Annotated in this window: 8 protein-coding genes; all 8 read left to right on the forward strand. The window is 74.7% G+C overall.

Annotation, left to right across the window (positions count from 1 at the left end; genetic code table 11):
- Positions 1–18 precede the first annotated feature (18 nt).
- Complete coding sequence (locus ABT093_RS38050) at positions 19–12075, forward strand: non-ribosomal peptide synthetase (RefSeq protein WP_350572069.1); 12057 nt, start codon at positions 19–21, stop codon at positions 12073–12075.
- A 50-nt stretch (positions 12076–12125) separates the two neighbouring features.
- Positions 12126–13073, forward strand: coding sequence for an ornithine carbamoyltransferase (locus ABT093_RS38055; RefSeq protein WP_350572062.1), 948 nt, complete (start codon positions 12126–12128; stop codon positions 13071–13073).
- Positions 13070–14380 (forward strand): MFS transporter, encoded by a 1311-nt coding sequence (locus tag ABT093_RS38060; RefSeq protein ID WP_350572063.1) that lies wholly within the window; start codon positions 13070–13072, stop codon positions 14378–14380. Before ABT093_RS38055 ends, ABT093_RS38060 begins: the two co-directional genes overlap by 4 nt.
- A gap of 79 nt (positions 14381–14459) precedes the next feature.
- Entirely contained in the window at positions 14460–15236 is a 777-nt protein-coding gene (locus ABT093_RS38065; RefSeq protein ID WP_350572064.1) for a thioesterase II family protein, read from the forward strand.
- 1 nt (position 15237) lies between these two features.
- Positions 15238–16455, forward strand: coding sequence for a cytochrome P450 (locus tag ABT093_RS38070; RefSeq protein ID WP_350572065.1), 1218 nt, complete (start codon positions 15238–15240; stop codon positions 16453–16455).
- 52 nt (positions 16456–16507) lie between these two features.
- Entirely contained in the window at positions 16508–21556 is a 5049-nt protein-coding gene (locus tag ABT093_RS38075) for a non-ribosomal peptide synthetase (protein WP_350572066.1), read from the forward strand.
- 37 nt (positions 21557–21593) lie between these two features.
- Positions 21594–21905: a hypothetical protein gene (locus tag ABT093_RS38080; protein ID WP_350572067.1), complete on the forward strand. Its 312-nt coding sequence runs from the start codon at positions 21594–21596 to the stop codon at positions 21903–21905.
- Positions 21902–23245, forward strand: coding sequence for an NAD(P)/FAD-dependent oxidoreductase (locus ABT093_RS38085; protein ID WP_350572068.1), 1344 nt, complete (start codon positions 21902–21904; stop codon positions 23243–23245). Before ABT093_RS38080 ends, ABT093_RS38085 begins: the two co-directional genes overlap by 4 nt.
- Positions 23246–23375: the final 130 nt, after the last annotated feature.

The raw sequence follows: 23375 nt of genomic DNA on the forward strand, positions 1-23375 counted from the left end.
GCCGGTCCGGACAGCGCGATCTACGTGATCTACACCTCGGGTTCGACGGGCCGGCCCAAGGGCGTCGTCCTCACCCACGGCAACGTCACCCGCCTCGTGGAGAGCGGCCGCGCCGGCTACGACCTCACCGAGGACGACGTCTGGACCCTGTTCCACTCCTACGCCTTCGACTTCTCGGTCTGGGAGATGTGGGGCGCGCTGCTGTACGGCGGCCGGCTGGTGGTCGTGCCGCAGGACGTCGCGCGCTCCCCGGAGGACTTCCTGGACCTGCTGGTCGAGCAGCGGGTGACGGTGCTGAGCCAGACGCCCACCGCCTTCCGCTCCCTGGTCGCGGCCGCCGGCGAGGGCGACCCGCGCGTGGACCGGCTCGCCCTGCGGCACGTCGTCTTCGGCGGCGAGGCCCTGGAGGTGTCCGAACTGCGGCCGTGGACCGACCGGCTGGGCCTCGAACGGCCCGCCCTGGTCAACATGTACGGCATCACCGAGACCACCGTGCACGTGACGCACCGCCGCATCACCGAGGACGACCTCGCGGCGCGCGGCGCGAGCCCCGTGGGCGAGCCCATCGCCGGATGGCAGGTCCACCTCCTCGACGCGCGCGGCCACCTGGTGCCCGTCGGCGTGCCGGGGGAGATCCACGTGGGCGGTCCCGGCGTGGCCCGCGGTTACCTGGAGCGGCCCGCGCTGACCGCCGAGCGCTTCGTGCCGGACCCGTTCGGTCCGGCCGGCTCCCGCCTCTACCGCAGCGGCGACCTCGCCCGGCGCCGCCCCGACGGCACCCTGGAGCACCTGGGACGCATCGACGACCAGGTGAAGATCCGCGGCTACCGCATCGAACTCGGCGAGATCGAAGCGGTCCTGGCCGCCCACCCGGGCGTGCGCGGCGCGGTGGTCGTCGCCCGGGACGACACCCCCGGCGGCGGCCGGCTGGTGGCGTACTGCATTCCCGCCGACCCGGCCGCCGCACCCACCGGGGCCGAGCTGGCCGCGCACTGCGCCGCCGAACTGCCCGACTACATGGTGCCGTCGGCGTTCGTCGAGATCGGGGCGGTGCCGCTGACGGCGAACGGCAAGCTGGACCGTGACGCGCTGCCCGAGCCGGGCGAGGACTCCTACGCCCGCGCCGAGTTCGTGGCGCCGCGCACCCCGGTCGAGGAGCGGGTGGCGGTGGTGTGGGGCCGGGTGCTGGGGGTCGAGCGGGTCGGTGTGCTGGACGGGTTCTTCGATCTGGGCGGCGACTCGATCCGGGCGGTGGCGCTGATCGGCGCGCTGCGGGCCGAGGGCCTGGACGTGTCGGTGCGCGACGTGTTCGAGCAGCGGACGGTCGCGGGTCTCGCGGAGTCGCTGACCGGCCGGTCGGCGCTGGCGGCGGGCGGCGAGGAGTTCGTCGAGCCGTTCGCGCTGGTGTCCGCGGAGGACCGGGAGCGGCTGCCGGAGGGGCTGGACGACGCCTATCCGCTGTCGCGGATCCAGACCGGCATGCTCGTCGAGACCCTCGCCGACACCGACCGCAACCGCTACCACGCCGTCACCTCGTACTACGTCCAGGACGACGTGCCGTTCTCGGAGCCCGCGCTGCGCCGCGCCGCCGACGCGGTCGTCGCCCGCCAGGACGTCCTGCGCACCTCCGTGGACCTCGCCTCCTACTCCGTGCCGATGCAGCTGGTGCACACCCGGGTCGCGATCCCGCTGTCGGTGCACGACCTGCGCGGCATCGACCAGGGGAGCCGGCGCGAGGCGCTGACGGCGTACGTCGCCGCCGAGCGGGCCCGCTCCTTCGACCTGGCGGCGGCGCCGCTGGTGCGCATCTCGGTCCACACCGAGGAGGAGGGCTGGCGGCTCTCCTTCACCTCCTCGCACGCCGTGATCGAGGGGTGGAGCCTGCACTCCTTCATGACCGAGATCCTGGCCGGCTACCGGCGGATCCGGGACGGCCTGGAGCCCGAGCCGTACGACGTTCCCCCGGTGCGCTTCGCCGACTCCATCGCCGCCGAACTCAAGGCCCTCGACTCCGCGGAGGACCGCACCTTCTGGCGCTCCGTGGTCGAGGACCACGCCCCGCTGGCCGTGCCGTCCGCCTGGGCGGTGCCGGACGCGGCCGGGGAGGACTTCACCGTCCCGGTGCCGGTGCGGGACCTGGAGCCGCGCCTGCGCGCGCTGGCCGCGCGCTCGCACGCCTCGCCGAAGAGCGTGCTGCTCGCCGCGTACGTGAAGGTGATGAGCCAGCTCACCCACGAACCGGCCTTCCACACCGGCCTGGTGTGCCACGTGCGCCCCGAGGTGCTCGGCGCCGACCGGGTCTTCGGGACGTACGTCAACACCCTGCCCTTCCCGGTCGACCGCGGCGCCCGCACCTGGCGCGAGCTGGTGCGGCAGGTCTTCGAGCAGGAGGCCGGGATCTGGCCGCACCGGCACTTCCCGATGCCGGAGATCCAGCGCACCGCCGGCACCACCGGACGGCTGATCGACACCCTGTTCAGCTACCTGGACTTCCCCGAGATCGAGGACCGGGCCGTCGACGCGCGCACCGGCCTCGGCGAGGGGGCGACCGAGTTCGCCCTCGCGGTCACCGCGACCATCGGCATGGGGCTCAACCTCAAGACCAGCACGCGCACCATGGGCCGTGCCGACGCCGAGCGGATCGCCGGGATGTTCCGTGCGGTGCTGGAGGCGATGGCGGCCGACCCGGACGGTGACGCCCGGGAGGTGTACCTGCCCGCCGGCGAACGGGAGTTGTTGCTGGCGGCGAGTGGCGCGGGGTCCGTCGAGACGGATCCGCGGGCCGTGCACGAGGTGTTCGAGGCGCGGGTCGCGGCGGCTCCGGAGGCGGTGGCGGTGGTCGCCGGCGGCCAGGAGCTGACGTATGCGGAGGTGAACCGGCGGGCCAACCGGCTGGCGCACCACCTGCGGGCGCTCGGCGTGGGCCGGGAGTCGCTGGTCGGCGTCTGCCTGGAGCGCGGCGTCGACCTGGTGCCCACGCTGCTCGGCATCGTCAAGTCCGGCGCGGGGTACGTGCCGCTGGACCCGGCCAACCCCGCCGCCCGGCTGCGCCAGGTGGCCGAGGACGCCCGGGTCGCCACCGTCGTCACCGACGGCGCCCTGGCCTCCCTCGTCGAGGACGCCGTCCCGGGCGGGCTGGTGCTGCTCGACCGTGACCGGGAGGCCCTGGCCGCGCGGCCCGACACCGACCCGGGCCACCCCGTGAGCCCGGACCAGGCGCTGTACGTCATCTTCACCTCCGGCACCACCGGGCGGCCCAAGGGCGTCACGGTCACCCACGCCAACACGCTCCGGCTCTTCCCGGCGATGCGGCGGCGCTTCCCCTTCGGCGCGGACGACGTGTGGGCGCTCTTCCACTCGTACGCCTTCGACGTCTCCGTCTTCGAGCTCTGGGGCGCGCTGCTGCACGGCGGCCGGCTGGTGGTCGTGCCGCAGGACGTCGCGCGCTCCCCGGAGGACTTCCTCGACCTGCTCGTCGAGCACGGGGTGACGATGCTCGCCGAGACCCCGTCCGCCTTCCGCCCGCTGGTGGACCTCGCGGCGCAGGGCGACCCCCGGATCGACCGGCTGGCGCTGCGCATGGTGATGAACGGCGGCGAGCCGCTGGAACTGGCCGACCTGCGGCCCTGGACCGACCGGCTCGGCCTGGAACGGCCGGTGCTCGTCAACGCCCACGGCATCACCGAGACCACGGTCGTCGACACCTTCCACACCCTCGCGCCCGGCGACGGCGAGGCGGGCGCCCTGATCCCGATCGGCACCCCGCTGGACGACGTCCGCGTCCACCTGCTCGACCGCGACGGCCGGCTCGTGCCGGCCGGGGTGGCCGGCGAGATGCACATCGGCGGTCCCGCCGTGGCCCGCGGCTACCTGAACCGGCCCGCGCTGACCGCCGAGCGCTTCGTGCCCGACCCCTACGGCCCGCCCGGCTCCCGCCTGTACCGCACCGGCGACCTCGCCCGGCGCCGGCCCGACGGCCGGCTGGAGTTCCTCGGCCGCGCCGACGACCAGGTCAAGCTGCGCGGCTACCGGATCGAGCTCGGCGAGATCGAGGCCGTGCTGTCCGGCCACCCCGGGATCCGGGACGCCGTCGTCCTGGTCCGCGAGGACCGCCCCGGCGAGAAGCTGCTCGTGGCGTACGGCGTCCCCGCCGATCCGGCCGCCGGCCTGCCCGCGAGCGCCGACCTGGCCGCGCACTGCGGCACCGGCCTGCCGGAGTACATGGTGCCCTCCGCCTTCGTGGCGCTGGACGCCCTGCCGCTGACCGTCAACGGAAAGCTGGACCGGCGCGCCCTGCCCGCGCCCACCGAGGAGTCCGTGGCCCGCGGCGACTACGCCGCACCCCGGACCCCGACCGAGGAGCGGGTGGCCGCCGTCTGGGCCGAGGTGCTCGGCATCCGGCAGGTCGGCATCCACGACGGCTTCTTCGCCGTCGGCGGCGACTCCATCCGCGGCGTCGCCCTGGTCGGCGCGCTGCGCGCCGCGGGCTTCGACGTGTCGGTGCGCGACCTCTTCCAGCACCGCACCGTGGCGGGCCTGAGCGAGGCACTCGCCGCGCCCGGGCAGGTTCAGGACGAGGCGGCCGGCGGCGAGCCGGCGGCCGGGACCGGTGCCGGACAGCCGGAGTCCGTCCGGCCGTTCGCCCTGATCGGCGAGGAGGACCGGCGCGCCCTGCCCGCCGGACTCGACGACGCCTACCCCCTGCTGCGCAACCAGACCGGCATGCTCGTGGAGATGCTGGCCGGCGGCGGCGAGAACCGGTACCACAACGTCGCGGCCGTCCTGGTCCCCGACGACCGGCCCCTCGCGCCGGAGGCGCTGCGCGAGGCGGTCCGCACCGTGGCGGCGCGGCACGACGTGCTGCGCACCACGGTCGACCTCACCGGCTACTCGGTGCCGATGCAGCTGGTGCGCACCGCGGCGGAGATCCCGTTCGACTGGCGGGACATCAGCGGCCTGGACGAGGAGGGGCAGCGGCGCGAGGTGACCGCCCACGTCGCCGCGCAGCAGGCCGAGACCTTCGACCTCGCCTCCGGCGAGCCGCTGATCCGCGCCTTCGCGCACGCCGCCGGCGACGGCGCCTGGTTCCTCACCCTCACCCAGAGCCACGCGATCCTGGAGGGCTGGAGCCACCAGCTGCTCGTCAAGGAGCTGCTGGCCTGCTACCGGCGGATCCGGGACGGCCTGGAGCCCGAGCCGTACGAGGCCCCCGGCGTGCGCTTCGCCGACACCGTCGCCGCCGAACTCGCCGCCCTCGGCTCCCCGGAGGCCCGCGCCTACTGGAAGGGCGTCGTCGAGGGGCACGCCAAGCTGACGCTGCCCGCCGGCTGGGCGGACACCGCGGCGGCCCCCGAGGCCTACGGCGTCAAGGTGCCGCTGGACGCGCACCGGGAGGCGCTGCGCGCGCTCGCCGCGGCGGAGGGCGTCTCGGTCAAGAGCGTGCTGCTGGCCGCCCACCTGAAGGTGATGGGCCAGCTCACCGACGAACCCGCCTACCACACCGGCCTGGTGAGCCACGTCCGTCCGGAGGAGCAGGGCGCCGACCGGGTCTACGGCCTGTACGTGAACACCCTGCCCTTCCCCGCCGACCGCGGCGCCCGCACCTGGCGCGAGCTGGTGCGGCAGGTGTCCGACCGGGAGATCGAGGCCTGGGAGCACCGGCACTTCCCGATGCCGGAGATCCAGCGCGAGGCGGGCACCGGCGGACGCCTGATCGACGTGATGTTCAACTACGTCGACTTCGGGCAGGGCCGCGCGCCGGAGGCGGGCGGCCGGGAGAGCGCGCCGGCGACCGTCGTCAGCAGCGCGGTCACCGAGTTCGGCCTGTCGGTCAACGCCCACGGCGACGACCACGTCAACCTGCGCACCAGCACCGCGGTGATGGGCCGCGCCGACGCCGAGCGGGTCGCCGCGATGTTCCGCGAGGTCCTGGAGGCCATGGCGACGGACCCCGACGGCGACGCGCGGGCCGTGTACCTGCCGCGCGGCGAGCGGGAGCGGCTGCTCGGCGCGGGCCCGGCGGACTCCTTCGAGGCCGTGTCGCGCTGCCTGCACGAGGTGTTCGAGGAGCAGGCGGCCGCCGATCCCGAGGCCGTCGCCGTCGTCGCCGGCGGCGAGGAGCTGACCTACGCGGAGGTGAACCGGCGGGCCAACCGGCTGGCGCACCACCTGCGCGCGCTGGGCGCGGGCCCGGAGTCGCTGGTCGGCGTCTGCCTGGAGCGCGGCATCGACCTGGTGCCGACGCTGCTCGGCGTCCTCAAGTCGGGCGCGGGCTACCTGCCGCTCGACCTGGCCAACCCCGCCGACCGGCTCGGGTTCATGCTCTCCGACTCCGGGGCGCGCCTCGTCGTCACGACCGGGGCGCACGCGGAACCGCTCTCCGCGGTCCACCGGGGCGAGCTGGTGGTCCTCGACCGCGACCGCGAGCTGCTCGCGGCCCGCCCGGACACCGACCCGCGGCCCGCCGCCGTCCCGGACAACCTCGTCTACACGATGTACACCTCCGGCTCCACGGGCCTGCCCAAGGGCGTGTGCCTGACGCACGCCAACGTGATGCGGCTGATGGACACCACGGGGGAGCACTTCGCCCTCGACGGGTCCGACACCCTGGCGCTCTTCCACTCGTACGCCTTCGACGTCTCCGTCTTCGAGCTGTGGGGCGCGCTGCTGCACGGCGGCCGGCTGGTGGTCGTGCCGCAGGACGTCGCGCGCTCCCCGGAGGACTTCCTCGACCTGCTCGTCGAGAACGAGGTCACGGTGCTCTGCCAGACGTCCACCGCCTTCCGGCCGCTGGCCGCGGCGGCCGCGGCGGACGACGACCGGCTGCGGCGGCTCTCGCTGCGCGCGGTGCTGTTCGCCGGCGAGACGCTCGACATCGCCGCCCTGGAGCCGTGGGCCGCCCGCCTCGGCGTCGGCCGCACCGCCCTGGCCAACCTGTACGGCCCCACCGAGACGACCGTGTACGCGACCTACCACCGCGTGGCCAGGCGGGACTTCAGGCCCGGCGCGCCGTACTCGATCGGCCGCCCGCTCAGCGACACCCGGATCCACCTGGTGGACGGCCTCGGCAACCTGGTGCCCGCCGGCGTGCCGGGCGAGATGCAGATCGCCGGGCCCGCCCTGGCCCGCGGCTACCTGAACCGCCCCGCGCTGACGGCGGAGCGCTTCGTGCCCAACCCCTACGGCCCGCCCGGCTCCCGCCTGTACCGCTCCGGGGACACGGCGCGGCGCCTGGGCGACGGCAGCCTGGAGTACCTCGGCCGCATCGACGACCAGGTCAAGCTGCACGGCTTCCGCATCGAGCTCGGCGAGGTCCGGGCCCGCCTGGCCGAGCACCCGGCGGTCGGCGACGCGGTGGTCCTCCTGCGCGAGGACGCCCCGGGCGCGGCGCAGCTCGTCGGCTACGTCGTGCCGGCGGGCGGGGCGGCGCCCGACCCCGCCGACCTGCGCGGGTTCCTGGCCCTGGCGCTGCCCGAGTACATGGTGCCCTCGGCGTTCGTCCCGCTGGACGCCCTGCCGATGACGGTCAACGGCAAGCTGGACCGCAGGGCGCTTCCCGCGCCCGACCAGGACTCGCTGGCCCGCGCCGCCTACGCGGAGCCCCGCACCGGCATGGAGCGGCGGGTCGCCGAGGTCTGGGCCGAGGTCCTCGACGTGGAGCGGGTCGGTGCCCACGACAGCTTCTTCGGACTGGGCGGGGACTCGATCCGGGCCGTCGCGCTGATCGGCGCGCTGCGCGCCGCCGGCCTCGACGCCACCATGCCCGACGTGTTCGAGCACCGGACGCTCGCCGAGCTGAGCGCCCGGCTCCAGGACCGGGACGGCCTCACCGCCCGGGACGCGGCGGTGGCCCCGTTCGCGCTGCTCTCCGAGCACGACCGGGAACTGCTGCCCGAGGGCCTCGCCGACGCCTACCCGCTGACCCAGAACCAGACCGGCATGCTCGTGGAGATGCTCTCCGCGGACGGGCCGCGCAAGTACCACCTCGTCAACTCGGTCCGGTTCCGCGACGGCCACGCCTTCGACGCGGACGCGCTCCAGCGCGCGGTGGACCTGCTGGTCGAGCGGCACGAGGTGCTGCGGACCTCCGTCGACACGGAGACGTACTCCGTGCCCCTGCAGCTCGTCCACGCCGCGGCGGGCCTGCCGGTCCGGGTGGTCGACCTCCGGGACCAGGACCCGGCGGCGCAGGACCGCGCCGTCCGGGACTACGTGGCGGCCGAGAGCGAGTCGCCGCTGGAGCACGACCGGGCCCCGCTGATGCGGATCCTCGTCCACCTGTGCGCGGACGACAGCTGGCAGTTCACCATCACCGAGTCCCACGTGATCCTGGACGGCTGGAGCCTGGACCTGCTGCTCGGCCAGCTGCTCGACGCCTACCGCGGTTTCCGGGACGGCACGCCGCCCGCGCCGTACGAGCGCCCCGGGGTCCGGTTCGCCGACGTCGTCGCCGCGGAGCTCCGCGCGCTGGAGTCGCCGCAGACCAGGGACTTCTGGCGCGGCGTCGTCGGGAGGCACGAGAAGTTCGTGCTCCCCGCCGGCTGGGGCGACGGCCCGGACGCGCCCGCGGAGTCGTACACGCTGCGGGTGCCCTTCGACGACCTGCGCGAGGGCCTGCAGGGCCTCGCCTCCGAGGCGCGGGCCTCGGTCAAGAGCGTGCTGCTCGCCGCCTTCCTGAAGGTCATGGGCGGCCTGACCGAGGAGCGGGCCTTCTTCACCGGCCTCACCTCCCACGTCCGGCCCGAGGCGCGCGGCGCCGACGAGGTGTGCGGCATGCACCTCAACACGCTGCCGTTCCCCGCCGACGACACCGCCCGGACCTGGCGCGAACTGGTCCGGCAGGTCTTCGAGCGGGAGGCCCTGACCTGGGCGAACCGGCACTTCCCGATGCCGGAGATCCAGCGCGAGCGGGGCGGGGCCGGCCGGCTCATCGACGTCTACTTCAGCCACCAGGACTTCGGCGGGGCGGACGACGGCGTGGCCGACACCGCCGCCGGGACCGGCTTCTCCACCAACGAGTTCCCGTTCTCGGTGGCCTCCGGCACCGGGTGGCTCACCCTGCGCACCCGCACCCGGGCGGTGAGCCGCGCGAACGCCGCACGGCTGGCCGCGATGTTCCGGGCCGTCCTGGAGGCGATGGCCGCCGACCCGGACGGCGACGCCCGGACCGCTCTGCTCCCCGGCGGCGAGCGGGAGCTGCTGCTCGGCGCGTGGGCCCGCCACCCCGACGAGCCGGTGCGGCGCAGCGCGCTCGAGGAGTTCGAGGAGCGGGCGGCGCTGCGGCCCGACGCGCTCGCCGTCGAGGACGGCGACGTCCGGCTCAGCTACGCCGAACTCGACGCCAGGGCCAACCGCTTCGCCCGGTACCTGCGGGCCGCGGGCGTGGGCGCGGAGTCGGTCGTCGGCGTGCTGCTGGAACCCGGTGCCGATCTGATCGTGGCGTTCCTCGGCGTGTGGAAGGCGGGCGGCGCCTACCTGCCGCTCGACCCGGCCCACCCGGTGGACCGGCTCGGCCGGCTCCTGGAGGACGCGGGCGCCGCGGTCGTGGTCACGCTCGCGGAGCACCGGGACCGGTGCACGGACGCCTTCACCGGCCGGATCGTCCTGGTGGACCGCGAGGCCAGGCGGATCGCCGCGCGGTCCGCGCGGCCGCTGGGCGTCACCGCCGACCTGGACGGGCTCGCCTACATGATCTTCACCTCGGGGTCGACCGGGCGTCCCAAGGGCGTCCTGGTCCCGCACCGCGGGCTGGCGAACCACCTGCGCTGGGCGGTACGGGACCTCGCGTCCCGCGGCACGGGCGGCGCGCCGGTGTTCTCCTCGCTCGCCTTCGACCTGGCGGTGCCGAACCTGTGGGCGCCGCTGCTCTCCGGACAGACCGTGCGGGTGCTGCCCAGGGACCTGGACCGGCTGGGCGAGCGGCTCGCCGCGTCCGCGCCGTACAGCTTCGTCAAGCTCACCCCGGCCCACCTGGAGGTGCTCACCCACCAGCTGACCGCCGAGCAGGCGCGGGCGCTGGCCCCGCTGCTGGTGGTGGCCGGCGAGGCGTTCAACCGGCGCACCCTGGACGCCTGGCGCGCGCTCGCCCCGGAGACCCTGATCGTCAACGAGTACGGGCCCACCGAGGCATCCGTGGGCACCTGCGTCTTCCCCGTCACGCGGCCGCCGGTCACGGACGTGCTGCCGATCGGGCGGCCGCTGCCGAACATGGCGATGTACGTCCTCGACGCCCGTCTGGAGCCGGTGCCGGTCGGGGCGCCCGGCGAACTGTACGTCGGCGGCGCCGGCGTGGCCCGCGGTTACGCGGGCCGGCCCGACCTCACCGCCGACCGGTTCGTGCCGGACCCCCACGGCGAGCCGGGTGCCCGCCTGTACCGCACGGGCGACCTGGCCCGGGTCCTGCCGGACGGCGACGTCGCCTTCCTCGGGCGCGTCGACCGGCAGGTCAAGGTGCGCGGCCACCGCATCGAGCCCGGCGAGATCGAGGCGGCCCTGACCGCCCTCGGGACGGTCGCCGAGGCGCGGGTCACCGCCCGGGAGGACACCCCCGGCGACGTCCGCCTCGTCGCGTACCTGGTGCCGGCCCCCGGGGCCGAAGGGCCCCTGGACGCGGGGGCGCTGCGCACGGAGCTCGGCCGGACCCTGCCCGAGCACCTGGTGCCGTCGGCGTACGTGACCGTGGAGCGGCTGCCGCTCAACGCCAACGGCAAGGTGGACGAACGGGCGCTGCCCGCGCCCGGGGCGGCGCTCGCCGCGGCCGCGCACACGCCGCCGGCCACCGCGACGGAACGGGCGCTCGCCGGGATCTGGTCCGCCCTGCTCGGTGTCGAGCGGATCGGCACCGAGGACGGCTTCTTCGACCTCGGAGGCCACTCGATCCTGGTGATCCGGCAGGTCGCCGAGGCCCGCAAGGCCGGGCTCCCGCTCACGCTGTTCATGGTCTACCAGCACCTCACCCTGGGCAGGCTGGCCGCCGCGGTCGACGAGGAGCTCCGCGGGCAGGCGCCCGCGCAGGGCCCGGAGCGCGGCCCGCGGACGGCCGCCCCGGTCCCGGCGCTGCCCTCCCCGGCGCGCGCCATGGAGCGGACCGGTGTCCCGGGAGCGAGCGTGGCCCGGCTGGAGGGCGGTGAACTCGTCGCCGTCGAGGGCTTCGGGACGCTCACCCGCGGCGGCGCCGCGGTGACCCCGGACACGCTGTTCCAGGTGGGGTCGATGAGCAAGCACCTCACGGCCATCGGCGTGCTGGCCCTCGTCGACCAGGGGGTCCTCGACCTGGACGAGGACGTCGACCGCTACCTCAGGGGATGGCGGGTGCCCGCCTCCGCCGACGGCGCGCGCACGACCCTGCGCCACCTGCTCGCCATGCGCTCCGGCCTGGCCCCCGCGCCCGGCAAGGGCTACCCGGCCGGGTCGGTGCCCACCCTGGCGGACCTCCTGCACGGCCGCCCGCCGGCCGTCAACGCGCCGGTGGCGCGGCAGGCCGTGCCCGGCGCGGGCTTCGCCAAGGCGAACGTGCACTACTGGGTCGTCCAGCAGGCGGTCGCCGACGCCACCGGGGAGGCGTTCCCGGAGGTGATGCGCGAGGTGCTGTTCAAGCCGCTCGGCATGGACGGCAGCAGCTTCGACCAGTCCTTCCCGCTGGAGTCCGGCCGCCCCGTGGCGCTCGGCCACGACGGCGCGGGGAACCCGGTCGACGGCGGCTGGCTGGTCCGGCCCGACGCGGCGGCCGCCGGCCTGTGGAGCACCGCCTCCGACCTCGCCAAGGCGGTGCTGGAGGTACGGCGCTCCGCGCTCGGCCGGCCCCTCGCCCTGCTCTCGCGGGAGCGGGCCGAGGAGCTGCTGACCCCGTACCCCGACAGCTTCTACGGCCTGGGCGCCGTCTGCGACACCACCGGCCCGGATCCGCAGTTCGGCCACGGCGGCGAGCCCGTCGGCTACCACGCGCTGGCCACCTGCACGCTGCGCTCGGGCACCGGCTGGGTCGTGCTGACCAACGGTTCGGCGGGGGAGCGGGTCGTCCGGACCTTCGTCTCCGCCACCACGCCGGGCGAGGAGCCCGGTTCCGCGGCCCAGTGAGCGCCCACCGAGAGCACGAACCCGCGACGACCGAATCGAGGACACCCGCCTTGGAATCCCGCCATCCCCATCGAAGCCTGCTGTCGACCGACGACCTGACGGACCGCGAACTGCGCGCCGTCGTGGACCGCGGAGCGGCGTTCGCCGCCGGCTGCGCCGGTGAGCCCAGACCGCTCGCCGGGGACGTCGTCGGCGTCTACTTCCGCATGACGTCGACCCGCACCCGCACCGCGTTCTCCTCCGCCGCGCTGCGCCTGGGCGCGCAGATCATCGCCTACGGCCCCGACGACCTGCAGACCAACACCGGTGAGTCGCTCGACGACACCGGGAAGGTCCTCGGCCGGATGCTGGACGTGGTCGTCGCGCGGACCGGAAGCCCGCAGCGGGAGCTGGCCGCCTGGGCCGACCCCCGCCGGCTCTCCGTGGTGAACGCCATGACCGAGGAGGAGCACCCCACCCAGGCGCTCACCGACCTCACCACGCTCAAGGGCCGCTTCGGCGAGATCGACGGCCTGCGCGTGGTCTACGTCGGCGAGGGCAACAACACGGCGGCGGCGCTCGCCCTGGCGCTGCCGCGCTTCCCCGGCACCCTGCTCGAACTGCGCACCCCGCCCGGCTACGGACTCACCGAGGAGGTCAGGGCGCGCGCCGAGGAGCACGCCCGCCGCAGCGGCGCGTCGTTCGTCGAGCGGCACGACATGGACGCCCTGCCCGCCGACGCCGACGCCGTGTACACCACGCGCTGGCAGACCACCGGCACCAACAAGCCCGACCCCGAGTGGCGGGAGGTCTTCGCCCCGTTCCAGGTGACCCGGGACCTCTGGGAGGACAGCCCGAAGGCGGTGTTCATGCACGACCTGCCCGCCCACCGGGGCGAGGAGGTCACCGCCGAGGTCCTCGACGGGCCGACCAGCATCGCCTTCGCCCAGGCGGAGAACAAGATGCACAGTGCCATGGCGGTGCTCGAGTGGTGCCGCGGTGGTGGGGCCGCCGCATGAGCGCGGCCCAGGAGGCCCCGACCCTGGCCGAGACGCCGCCCGGTCCGCCGCTGCGCAGGAACCGCGACTTCCTCAAGCTGTGGACCGGGGCCGGCATCTCCATCCTCGGCACCCGGGTGGGTACCGTCGCGTACCCGCTGCTGATGGTCTGGCAGAACGGATCGACGGTCGACGCCGGCCTGGTGGGCTTCGCGGCGCTGCTGCCGCTGCTGCTCGTGCAGCTGCCCGCCGGTGTCGTGGTCGACCGCTGGGACCGGCGCCGCACCATGATCGCCTGTGACGTGGCGGGACTGCTGGCCATGGGCAGCGTCGGCCTGGTCCTGCTGTCCGGCCGCGTCCTGCTGCCCCACCTCATGGCGGCCGCGTTCGTCGAGGCCGCCGCGGGGATCTTCTACCGGCTCGCCGAGCGGGCCGCCGTCCGCAACGTCGTCGAGCCCCGGCACCTGTCCGCGGCGCTCTCCCAGAACGAGGCCAGAGGCCGGGCCGCCGGCCTCCTCGGCCAGCCCCTGGGCAGCTCGCTGTTCACCGTGTCCCGGGGTCTGCCCTTCGTGTTCACGGCGGCGGGGCACCTCTTCGCGCTGCTGACGCTGCTGGCGATCAAGAAGGACCTGCAGAGCGAGCGCACCGCGGTCCGCAAGGACCTGCGCGCCGAACTCGCCGAGGGCTTCGCCTGGTTGTGGCGGCAGCGCTTCCTGCGGACCGCGGTGAGCCTGGTCGCGGGGACCAACATCCTCTTCCAGGTCCTCTCGCTCACCCTGGTCGTCATCGTCAAGGAGTCCGGGAGCTCGCCCGCCGTCATCGGCGTCATCGGCACGGTGTCCGGCGTGGGCGGGGTGTGCGGGGCGCTGGCCGGCTCGTGGTTCGGCAGGCGCTTCTCCGTCTCCGCGATCCTGCGGGGGGTCTTCGCCGCCTGGACCGTCCTGATGCCGATGGTCGCCCTGAGCGACAACCCCTTCGCCCTGGGCGGGGTGTTCGCCGGACTGACCTTCGCCGGCGCGCTGATGAACGTGGCGGCGGGCGTCTACCAGGTCCAGGTCACCCCCGACCGGCTGCAGGGGCGGGTCAGCAGCGTCGCGATGCTGCTGACGTCCGGCACGAACTCCCTCGGGCCGCTGATCGCCGGCTTCCTGCTGGGAGCGGTCGGCACCACCTCCACCGTCCTCGGCGTGGGTGTCGCGATGCTCGTGACGACCGTCGCCGCGCTGCTGAGCCCTGCGGTGCGCGACGCCGCCGGCACCCCGGCGGCCGGGCCCGTGGACGGTCCGCCGGAGCGGGCCGCGCATAGCCCGGATACCGAAGAAATATAGAGGCCGCCCGGAAGGTGAGACCCATGGAGACCTCTCAGGCCCCGGCACACGCCGCCGACACCAGGACGGGTACCGGCCGATGACCTATCAGCGAGGAAGCTGGTTCCGGGTGTACGTCCCGCGGCCCGCCGCACGCGCACGGCTCTTCTGTTTCCCCTACGGCGGGGGCGCCGCCAGCTCCTTCCGCGGCTGGGCCGAGAGCCTGCCGGAGTCGGTCGAGCTGGTGGCCGTGCAGTACCCGGGACGGCAGGACCGCCTCGCCGACCCGGTCCCGGCGGGGATCCCGGAGCTCGCCGAGGAGATCGCCGCGGCCGTCGGCAGCCGGTTCGAGGTGCCCACCGCGTTCTTCGGGCACAGCATGGGCGCCGTGGTCGCCTTCGAGGTCGCCCGCCGCCTGCAGCCCCGCTACCCCTCGCCGCTCGCCCGGCTCTACGTCTCCGCCTGCCGCGCCCCCGGGACCCACCGGCGGGCCCGCCGGCCGCTGGAGGAGGACGAGATGCGCCGCTACATCCAGTCGCTCGGCGGCTCGGGGGCGAACTCCCTGGACGACGACGACATCTGGGAGGTGGCCCACCCGGTGATCCGCACCGACCTCGGCTGGACCGGGGCCTACGAGTTCACGCCCGGCGCCCCGCTGTCCTGCCCGGTCGAGGCGGTCGCCGGCGCCGAGGACCGGGCCGCCACCCCCGCGGACATGGCGCTGTGGAAGGACTACACCATCGGCGGCGCCCGGACCCACGTCCTGCCCGGCGGGCACTTCTACTTCGAGGAGTGCCTGCCCCGGCTGACCTCCCTCCTGGCCGAGACCCTCGTGCCCGAACCCGTGTCCCCGCAGCCGACAGGAAAGCGGTCGTAGCATGCCCGATCCGCAGACTCCGAGCCTGCTCAACCTGTTCTCCCCCGAGTGGTCCGCGGACCCCTACGGTGTCTACGCCTACTACCGGGAGCTGCGGGAGGCGTCCCCGGTCTACTACGACGAGTGGATGCGGACCTGGGTGGTCCTCGGCTACGACGAGATCAGCCGGCTGTCCAAGGACGAGCGCCTCTCCGGCGCCCGGATCGGCAGCTTCCACGAGCAACTGCCCTCCGAGGTGCGCGCGGAGATCGAACCGCTCGCCAACGCGCTGTCGGACATGATGCTCTTCAACGAGCCGCCCCGGCACACCCGGCTGCGCCGCCTCGTCAAGCCCGGCCTGACGCCCCGGCTGGTGCGCGAGATGCGCCCCGCGATCGAGAAGCTCGCCGACGAGCTGCTGGACCGGGCCGAGGAGCGCGGCGGGATGGACGTCGTCCACGACTTCTCCGAGCCGCTGACCCGCGGGGTGATCGCCCGCCTGGCCGGCGTCCCCGAGAAGGCCGGGCACCTCCTGGAGAACTGGCCGGGCCTGCTCCACGAGTTCTTCACCCAGTCCCGCGCCGAGATCGGCCGCATCACCGAGCTCAGGACCGCGTTCGAGGAGGACGCCGAGGGCCGCCGCAACGGCACGGCGCAGGACCTGTTCACGCAGATGATCGCCGAGCAGCTGCAGTACGGCGACTACAGCGACGACGAGATCTTCGCCAACTTCCTGCTCCTCATCGACGCGGGCCAGGCCACCACGACCCACCTCATCGGCAACGCGGTGCTGGCCCTCGCCCACCACCCCGACCAGGCGGAGCTGCTGCGGCAGCGGCCCGACCTCGGGGTGCAGGCCGCCCACGAACTCCTGCGTTACGACAGCTCCGTGCAGTTCACCACGCGGGCGGCCCTGACCGCCCTGGAGGCCGGCGGCCACCGGATCCCCGAGGGGGACTCGGTGACCCTGGTCCTGGGCTCCGGCAACCGGGACCCGCTCCACTACGCGGAGCCCGACCGGCTCGACATCACGCGCCGGGCCGCGGACCACCTGTCCTTCGGACACGGGATCCACTACTGCCTCGGCGCCTCGCTCGCCGTCGCGGAGATCGACGTCGCGCTGCGCAGGCTCCTGGAACGCACCGGCCTGCGCCAGGTCGACACCCGGCCGCAGTGGATGGACAGCATCAACTTCCGGATGCTCAAACGGCTTCCGGTGACGTTCGAGCGCGTGCACTGACCGTCCGCCCCGGAGCGGGCGGGCAAGTCCTGGCAGAGGGGAAGGAACAACAATGCAGGGCGCCGCACAGCCGTCAGACCTGCCGCCGACGCACCGACGCGTCGCCCGGCAGGCCGCATCGACCCCCGAGGCGGTGGCCGTCCTCGCGGGCGGCCACCGGCTGACCTACCGCGAGCTGGAGGAGCGGGCCAACCAGCTGGCGCACCTGCTGCTCGAATCGGGGGCGGGCCCGGACGTCCCCGTCGGCGTCTGCCTGCGCCGGGGCGCCGGCCTGGTCATCGCCCTCCTGGCCGTCTGGAAGGCCGGTGCGGCCTACGTCCCCCTCGACCCGGACCACCCCGCGCCGCGCACCGCGGGCATCCTCGCCGACACCGGCGCCACGGTCGTCGTGACCGAGGAGGAACTGCGGCGCGCCGCGGCTGCGGACGGCGTCCGCCAGGTGCTGCTCGACCCGGAGCTGAGCGTCCTGGAGGGGCGCCCGCACAGCGCTCCGGACGTCGAGGTCACGGCCGCCCACGCCGCCTACGTCCTCTTCACCTCCGGCTCCACCGGCCGCCCCAAGGGCGTGGTCATCGGCCACGGCGGCATCGGCAACCGGATCGCCTGGGTGGTCGACGCCTACCGGCTGGGCGCCGGGGACCGGGTGCTGCACAAGACGCCCCTCACCTTCGACGCCGCCTGCTGGGAGATCTTCGCGCCGCTGGTCAGCGGCGGCACCGTGGTGCTCGCCGAGGTCGGCGCGGAGCGCGACCCGGCGGCGCTGCTGCGCGCCCTGGCCGAGCACCGGATCACCGTCCTCCAGGTCGTCCCCTCCGTGCTGCGCGCCCTCGTGGAGGAGCCGGGCTGGGAGGGCTGCACCGCCCTGCGGGTGCTGTTCTGCGCCGGCGAGGCGCTGCACGCCGAGCTGGTGCAGCGGTTCCTCGCCCGCGCCCGCACGGCCGGGCGGGAGGTGACGGTCTGCAACACCTACGGCCCCACCGAGTGCTCCATCGACGTGACCGGCTACGACGTCGACCCGCTGCAGCGCACCGGGCCGGTGCCGATCGGCACCCCCATCGCCAACATGCGGGTGTCGATCCTGGGCGACGACGGCCGGCCCGTCGCCCCCGGCGGCCGGGGCGAGCTGTGCGCGGGCGGCATCGGCGTCGCCCACGGCTACCTCGGCCGGCCGGCCCTGACCGCCGAGCGCTTCGTGCCCGACCCCGACGGCCCGCCCGGGGCCCGGCTGTACCGCACGGGTGACATCGCCCGGCGGCGGGCCGACGGGCAGCTGGAGTACCTGGGCCGCATCGACCACCAGGTCAAGGTCAACGGCGTGCGGATCGAGCCCGGCGAGGTGGAGGCCGCCCTGGCGGCCCACCCCGGGGTGCGCGAGGCCGCCGTCACCGCGTTCACCGCGTCCACCGGCGACACCCGCCTGGCCGCGTACGTCCGCACCGACCCCGAGGGGCGAGCCGGCCGGTCCGCGGCGGACCGCCACCGGGAGCTGCGCGACTTCCTGCGCGGGCGCCTGCCCACCAGCCATCTCCCCGCGGTCTTCGTCGAGCTGGACGCGTTCCCGAGGACGTCGAGCGGCAAGCTGGACCGCCTCGCGCTGCCGGCCCCGGACCTCGCCGCCGACCGGAACGACGCCCCGGCCAGCGCCACCGAGCGCCTCGTGGCCGGCGTGTGGCGCGAGGTCCTGGGCACCGACGGGATCGGGGCGCAGGACGACTTCTACCAGCTCGGCGGCTCCTCGCTGCAGCTCGTCCGGCTCGCCAACCGGCTGCGCGCCGAGTCGGGCCGGGACGTCGGGCTGCCCCGGCTGCTGGAGGCGACCACCGTCGCCGCCCAGGCGCTGCTGCTCGACGCGGGCCCCGCGGCGCCGTCGCCGGTGCGGACCGTGCCGCGGACCGGCGCGCTGGCGCTGTCGGCGGGGCAGCGCAGGCTGTGGGTCCTCGACCGGATCGAACCGCGCAGCCGGGAGTGGGTGACCGGACTGCTGGTCCGGGTGCCCGCGGGCACCGGTCCGGACACCGTGCGGCGGGCCCTGGACGTGCTCGCCGAGCGGCACGAGGGCCTGCGCACCCGGTTCGTCCCGGTGGCCGGCGAGCCGATGCAGGTGATCGACCCGCCCGCTCCGGTGGAGCTGCGCACCGTGCGCGCCCCGCGCGCGGAGGCCGGGGCCGTCATCGAAGGGGAGGCGGAGCGCGGGTTCGACCTGGAGAGCGGCCCGGTGGTCCGCGCGGTCCTCGTCCTCGACCCGGACGCCGCCGACACCGCCGAGGGCACGCTCGCCCTCCTGATGCACCACATCGTCGGCGACGGCTGGTCGGCGACGATCCTGCGGGAGGAGTTCCACGAGGTCCTGGCCGCGCTCACGGCCGGCCGCCCGGCCCGCCTCGCCCCGCTCGCCGTCCAGTACGCCGACTACGCGGCCTGGCAGCACGAGCAGCTCACCGACGCCTTCGTGGCCGGCGAACTCGCCCACTGGAAGGCCGTCCTGGACGGCGCCGAGCCGTTCGCCCCGCACCCCGAGCGGCCCCGGCCGCCGGCCCGGGACGCGCGCGGCGCCGTCGTGCCGTTCACCGTGCCCGCCCCGGTGGCCCGCGCGCTCACCGGGATCGGCCGGGACCACGAGGCCTCGCCGTTCATGACCCTGCTCACCGGGTTCGCGACGCTGCTCGCCCGGCACACCGGCGAGTGGGACGGCACGCTCGGCACCCCGGTCGCCGGGCGGGAGCGCTCCGAGTTCGAGCACGTCGTGGGCTTCTTCCTGAACAGCCTGGTCCTGCGCCCCGGGCTGGCCGGGCACCTCACCTTCGAGCAGGCCCTCGACCGGGTCCGGGACGTCTGCAAGGACGCCTTCGCCCACCAGGACCTGCCCTTCGACCGGCTGGTGGCCGAACTCGCCCCCGACCGGGACCTGTCGCGCACCCCGCTGTACCAGGTCGCCTTCGACTACCACGACGAGACGCTCACCGGCTCGCCCGCCGACGCCGCCGACCTGGACCTGGTCACCGAGGTGTCGACCATCGCCAAGACGGACCTGACGCTGTACATGCGCGCCCAGCCCGACGGCACCGTCGTCGGCGCCCTGGAGTACGCGACCGCGCTGTTCACCCGGGAGGGCGCCGAGCGCCTGGCCGGCCACTTCCAGGAACTGCTGCGCTCGGCCGCGCAGGACCCGGCCCGGCGCCTGGACGCCCTGGACCTCCTGACCGACGGCGAGCGGCGGGCCCTGGACGGCTGGAGCCGCACGCCGGGCGCGCCCGTCACGGCCGGCGTGCCCGAGCTGTTCGAGGAGCGCGCCGCCGCCGTGCCCGGTGCCACCGCCCTGGCCGACGCCGGCGGCACGCTGTCCTTCGCGGAGCTGGACGCGCGGGCCAACCGGCTCGCCCACCACCTGCGCGGCCTCGGCGTCGGCCCCGAGACCGTGGTCGGCGTCCTGCTCGGCCGCACGGTGGACCTGCCCGCCACCCTGCTCGCGGTGTGGAAGGCGGGCGGCGCCTACCTGCCGCTCGACCCCGCCTTCCCGGCGGAGCGGGTCAGGACGGTCCTCGACGACGCCGGCGCGCCGGTCCTGGTGACGGACGCCGCCCACGGCGCGCGGACCGGGGCGGTCCCGGGCGTGCACCACGTCCTGGTCGACGCCCACGCCGCCGCCCTCGCCGGCGAGCCCGCGTCCCGGCCCGACCGGACCACGGACACCGACCGGCTGGCGTACGTGATCTACACCTCCGGCTCCACCGGGCGCCCCAAGGGCGTCCAGGTCACCCACCGCGGCCTGGCCAACCACGTGCGCTGGGCGGTCGACGAACTCGCCGCGCGCGGCACCGGCGGCGCGGCCCTGTTCTCCTCCGCGGCCTTCGACCTGGTGGTGCCCAACCTGTGGGCGCCGCTGCTGGCCGGCCGGCCGCTGCACCTGCTGCCGCAGGACCTGGACCTGGCGCGGCTCGGCGAACAGCTGCTGGCCGCCGGGCCGCTGAGCTTCCTGAAGCTGACCCCGGGCCACCTGGAGATCCTGGCGCAGCAGGTCACGCCGGAGCGCCTGACCGACCTGGCCGAGGTGATCGTGGTGGCGGGCGAGGCCCTGCCGGTCCGGGCCGCCGACCGCTGGGCGCGCGCCCTGGGCGAGGGCCGGCTGATCAACGAGTACGGGCCCACCGAGGCGTCCGTCGGCACCTGCGTGCACCCGGTGACGGCCCCGGTGGCCGGCGAGTCCGTGCCCATCGGGCGCCCGCTGCCCGGAATGGCGATGCACGTGCTCGACGCCCGGATGCGCCCGCTGCCGGTGGGCGCGGTCGGCGAGCTGTACGTCGGCGGCACCGGTGTCGCCCGCGGCTACGCGGGGCGGCCGGTGCTCACCGCCGAGCGGTTCCTGCCCGACCCCCACGGCCCGGCCGGCGCGCGCCTCTACCGCACCGGGGACCTGGTGCGGCTGCTGGCCGACGGCTCGGTCGACTTCGTCGGCCGGCGGGACGGACAGGTCAAGCTCCGCGGCTACCGGGTGGAACTCGGCGAGATCACCGCCGTGCTCGGCGAACACCCCGCCGTGCGGGAGGCCGTGGTCGTCGCCCGGGAGGGAGGCACCGGCGAGACGGTGCTGGCCGCCTACTGGGTGCCGGAGCGGCCCGGGCCGGAAACGGCCGACGCCGGCCCGGAGCTCGCCGCGCACTGCGCGGCACGGCTGCCCGAGTACATGGTCCCGGGGTCGTTCACGCCGCTGGACGCCGTCCCGCTGACGGCCAACGGGAAGCTGGACCGCGCGGCCCTGCCCGCACCGGGCCCGGCGGACGGGGAGCGGCTGGAGCCGCCCCGCGGCGTCGTCGAGGAGCGGATCGCGGAGATCTTCACCGAGCTTCTGGGCGTCCCGGCCGGGGCGCACAGCAACTTCTTCCACACCGGGGGCAACTCGATCCTCGCGATCAGGCTGATCGCCGGCATCCAGACGGCGTTCGACATCGACTTCCCCACCCGGGCGGTGTTCGAGTCCGGCACGGTCGCCGGGCTCGCCGCCGTGGTGGAGGAGACGGTCCGCAGCGAGATCGACCGGCTGTCGGAGGACGACCTCACGGCCGAGGCGCTGGGTCCGGGTGACCAGCACACCTCGGAACGGTAACGCGGGAGTGTCCCGCACAACGCAGAAAGCGGAGGCGATGGCCACATCGAAGACCGTGCACACCGACCGGAGCGAGGACGCCTACGCGTCCGTGCTCGTCACCTTCGTCCTGGAGGAGTTCCTCCAGGGCGACGAGGGGGAGGGGTTCGACGACACCACCCCGCTCATGGAGACCGGGATCCTCGACTCGCTGCGGGTCGCGCTCCTGCTCACGTTCATCCGGGACGGGCTTGGCCTGTACGTATCGCCGGCCAAGATCGACCTCCGGCACTTCCGGGATGTCAGGACCATTGCGGGCATGCTCGCCGAGTTGGCCGCGGACACCGCGGGTGAGGAGACCGTCGCATGAAGGCCGATTTCGATGTCGCCGTGATCGGCGGGGGGCCCGCGGGCTCCACCGTCGCCTCCTATCTGGCCCGCGCGGGGATGTCCGTCGCGGTCTTCGAGAGCGAGACCTTCCCGCGTCCGCACGTGGGGGAGTCCCTCGTCCCCGCGACCACGCCGGTGCTCCACGAGATCGGCGCCCTGGAGAAGATCGACGAGGCCGGCTTCCCGAAGAAGTTCGGAGCCTCCTGGACCTCGGGCGAGTCCCGCGACATCCCGCGCCTGGGGTACAGCGGCCTCAGCCACGGCTGGACCGCCGACATCCAGTTCGTCGAGCGCAACCAGCCCGGGGTGGACCGCGACTACACCTTCCACGTGGACCGCGGGCGGTTCGACGCGATCCTGCTGCGCCACGCCGACGAGCAGGGCGCCACCGTCTTCAACGGCGTGCGCGTCTCCAAGGTCGACTTCGACGACCCCGAGCTGGTCCGGCTGACCTGCCGGCTGGCCTCGAAGGAGACCGAGTTCACGGCGCGGATGGTCGTCGACGCGTCGGGCCGCCAGACGCTGCTCGGCCGCCAGCTCAAGGTGAAGGTGGCCGACCCGGTCTTCGACCAGTACGCCATCCACACCTGGTTCGAGGGGCTCGACCGCAACGCCCTGGCGGGCGAGGCCACCCAGGTCGACCACATCTTCGTGCACTTCCTGCCGATCAAGGACACCTGGATCTGGCAGATCCCGATCACCGACACGATCACCAGCATCGGCGTGGTCACCCAGAAGAAGCGGTTCGCCGACGCCAACGCCGACCGCGAGAAGTTCTTCTGGGACTTCGTCTCCAGCCGGCCCGACCTGCACGACGCGCTCAAGAAGGCCCGCCGCGTGCGGCCCTTCAAGCCCGAGGGCGACTACAGCTACGCGATGAAGCAGATCACCGGCGACCGCTTCATCCTGATCGGGGACGCGGCCCGGTTCGTCGACCCGATCTTCTCCAGCGGCGTCAGCGTCGCGCTCAACAGCGCCCGGATCGCCGCGCAGGACATCATCGCGGCCCACGAAGCCGGCGACTTCGCCAGGAAGCGCTTCGAGACCTACGAGAACAAGCTGCGCCGCGCGGTGAAGTACTGGTACGAGTTCATCTCCATCTACTACCGCCTGAACGTCCTGTTCACCGCCTTCGTCCAGGACCCGCGCTACCGCGTCGACGTGCTGAAGATGCTCCAGGGCGACGTGTACGACGGGGAGGAGCCCAAGGCGCTCAAGGCGATGCGCGAGGTGGTGGCCGAGGTCGAGAACAACCCCGACCACCTGTGGTACCCGTACCTGGGCACGCTGCGCGCGCCCACCTCGGCACCCAGTTTCTGATCCGCCCGCACGGACGAGTCCGCCCCGGTGCTCCAGGCCATCGCCGCCGACGTCCGGGACGTGGCGGGCCTGCCCGACCCGGTCGGCGAGGTCGTGCGCGGCTACACCCTGCCCAACGGCCTGGACGTGC

It is taken from the genome of Kitasatospora sp. NPDC002551, from assembly GCF_040296005.1.
GTDB lineage: Bacteria > Actinomycetota > Actinomycetes > Streptomycetales > Streptomycetaceae > Kitasatospora.

Excerpts from the sequence above, each read along its gene's own strand:
- ABT093_RS38080 (WP_350572067.1), top strand. The coding sequence starts at position 21,594 with ATGGCCACATCGAAGACCGTGCACACCGACCGGAGCGAGGACGCCTAC.
- ABT093_RS38075 (WP_350572066.1), top strand. The coding sequence starts at position 16,508 with ATGCAGGGCGCCGCACAGCCGTCAGACCTGCCGCCGACGCACCGACGC.
- ABT093_RS38085 (WP_350572068.1), top strand. The coding sequence starts at position 21,902 with ATGAAGGCCGATTTCGATGTCGCCGTGATCGGCGGGGGGCCCGCGGGC.
- ABT093_RS38060 (WP_350572063.1), top strand. The coding sequence starts at position 13,070 with ATGAGCGCGGCCCAGGAGGCCCCGACCCTGGCCGAGACGCCGCCCGGT.
- ABT093_RS38070 (WP_350572065.1), top strand. The coding sequence starts at position 15,238 with ATGCCCGATCCGCAGACTCCGAGCCTGCTCAACCTGTTCTCCCCCGAG.
- ABT093_RS38065 (WP_350572064.1), top strand. The coding sequence starts at position 14,460 with ATGACCTATCAGCGAGGAAGCTGGTTCCGGGTGTACGTCCCGCGGCCC.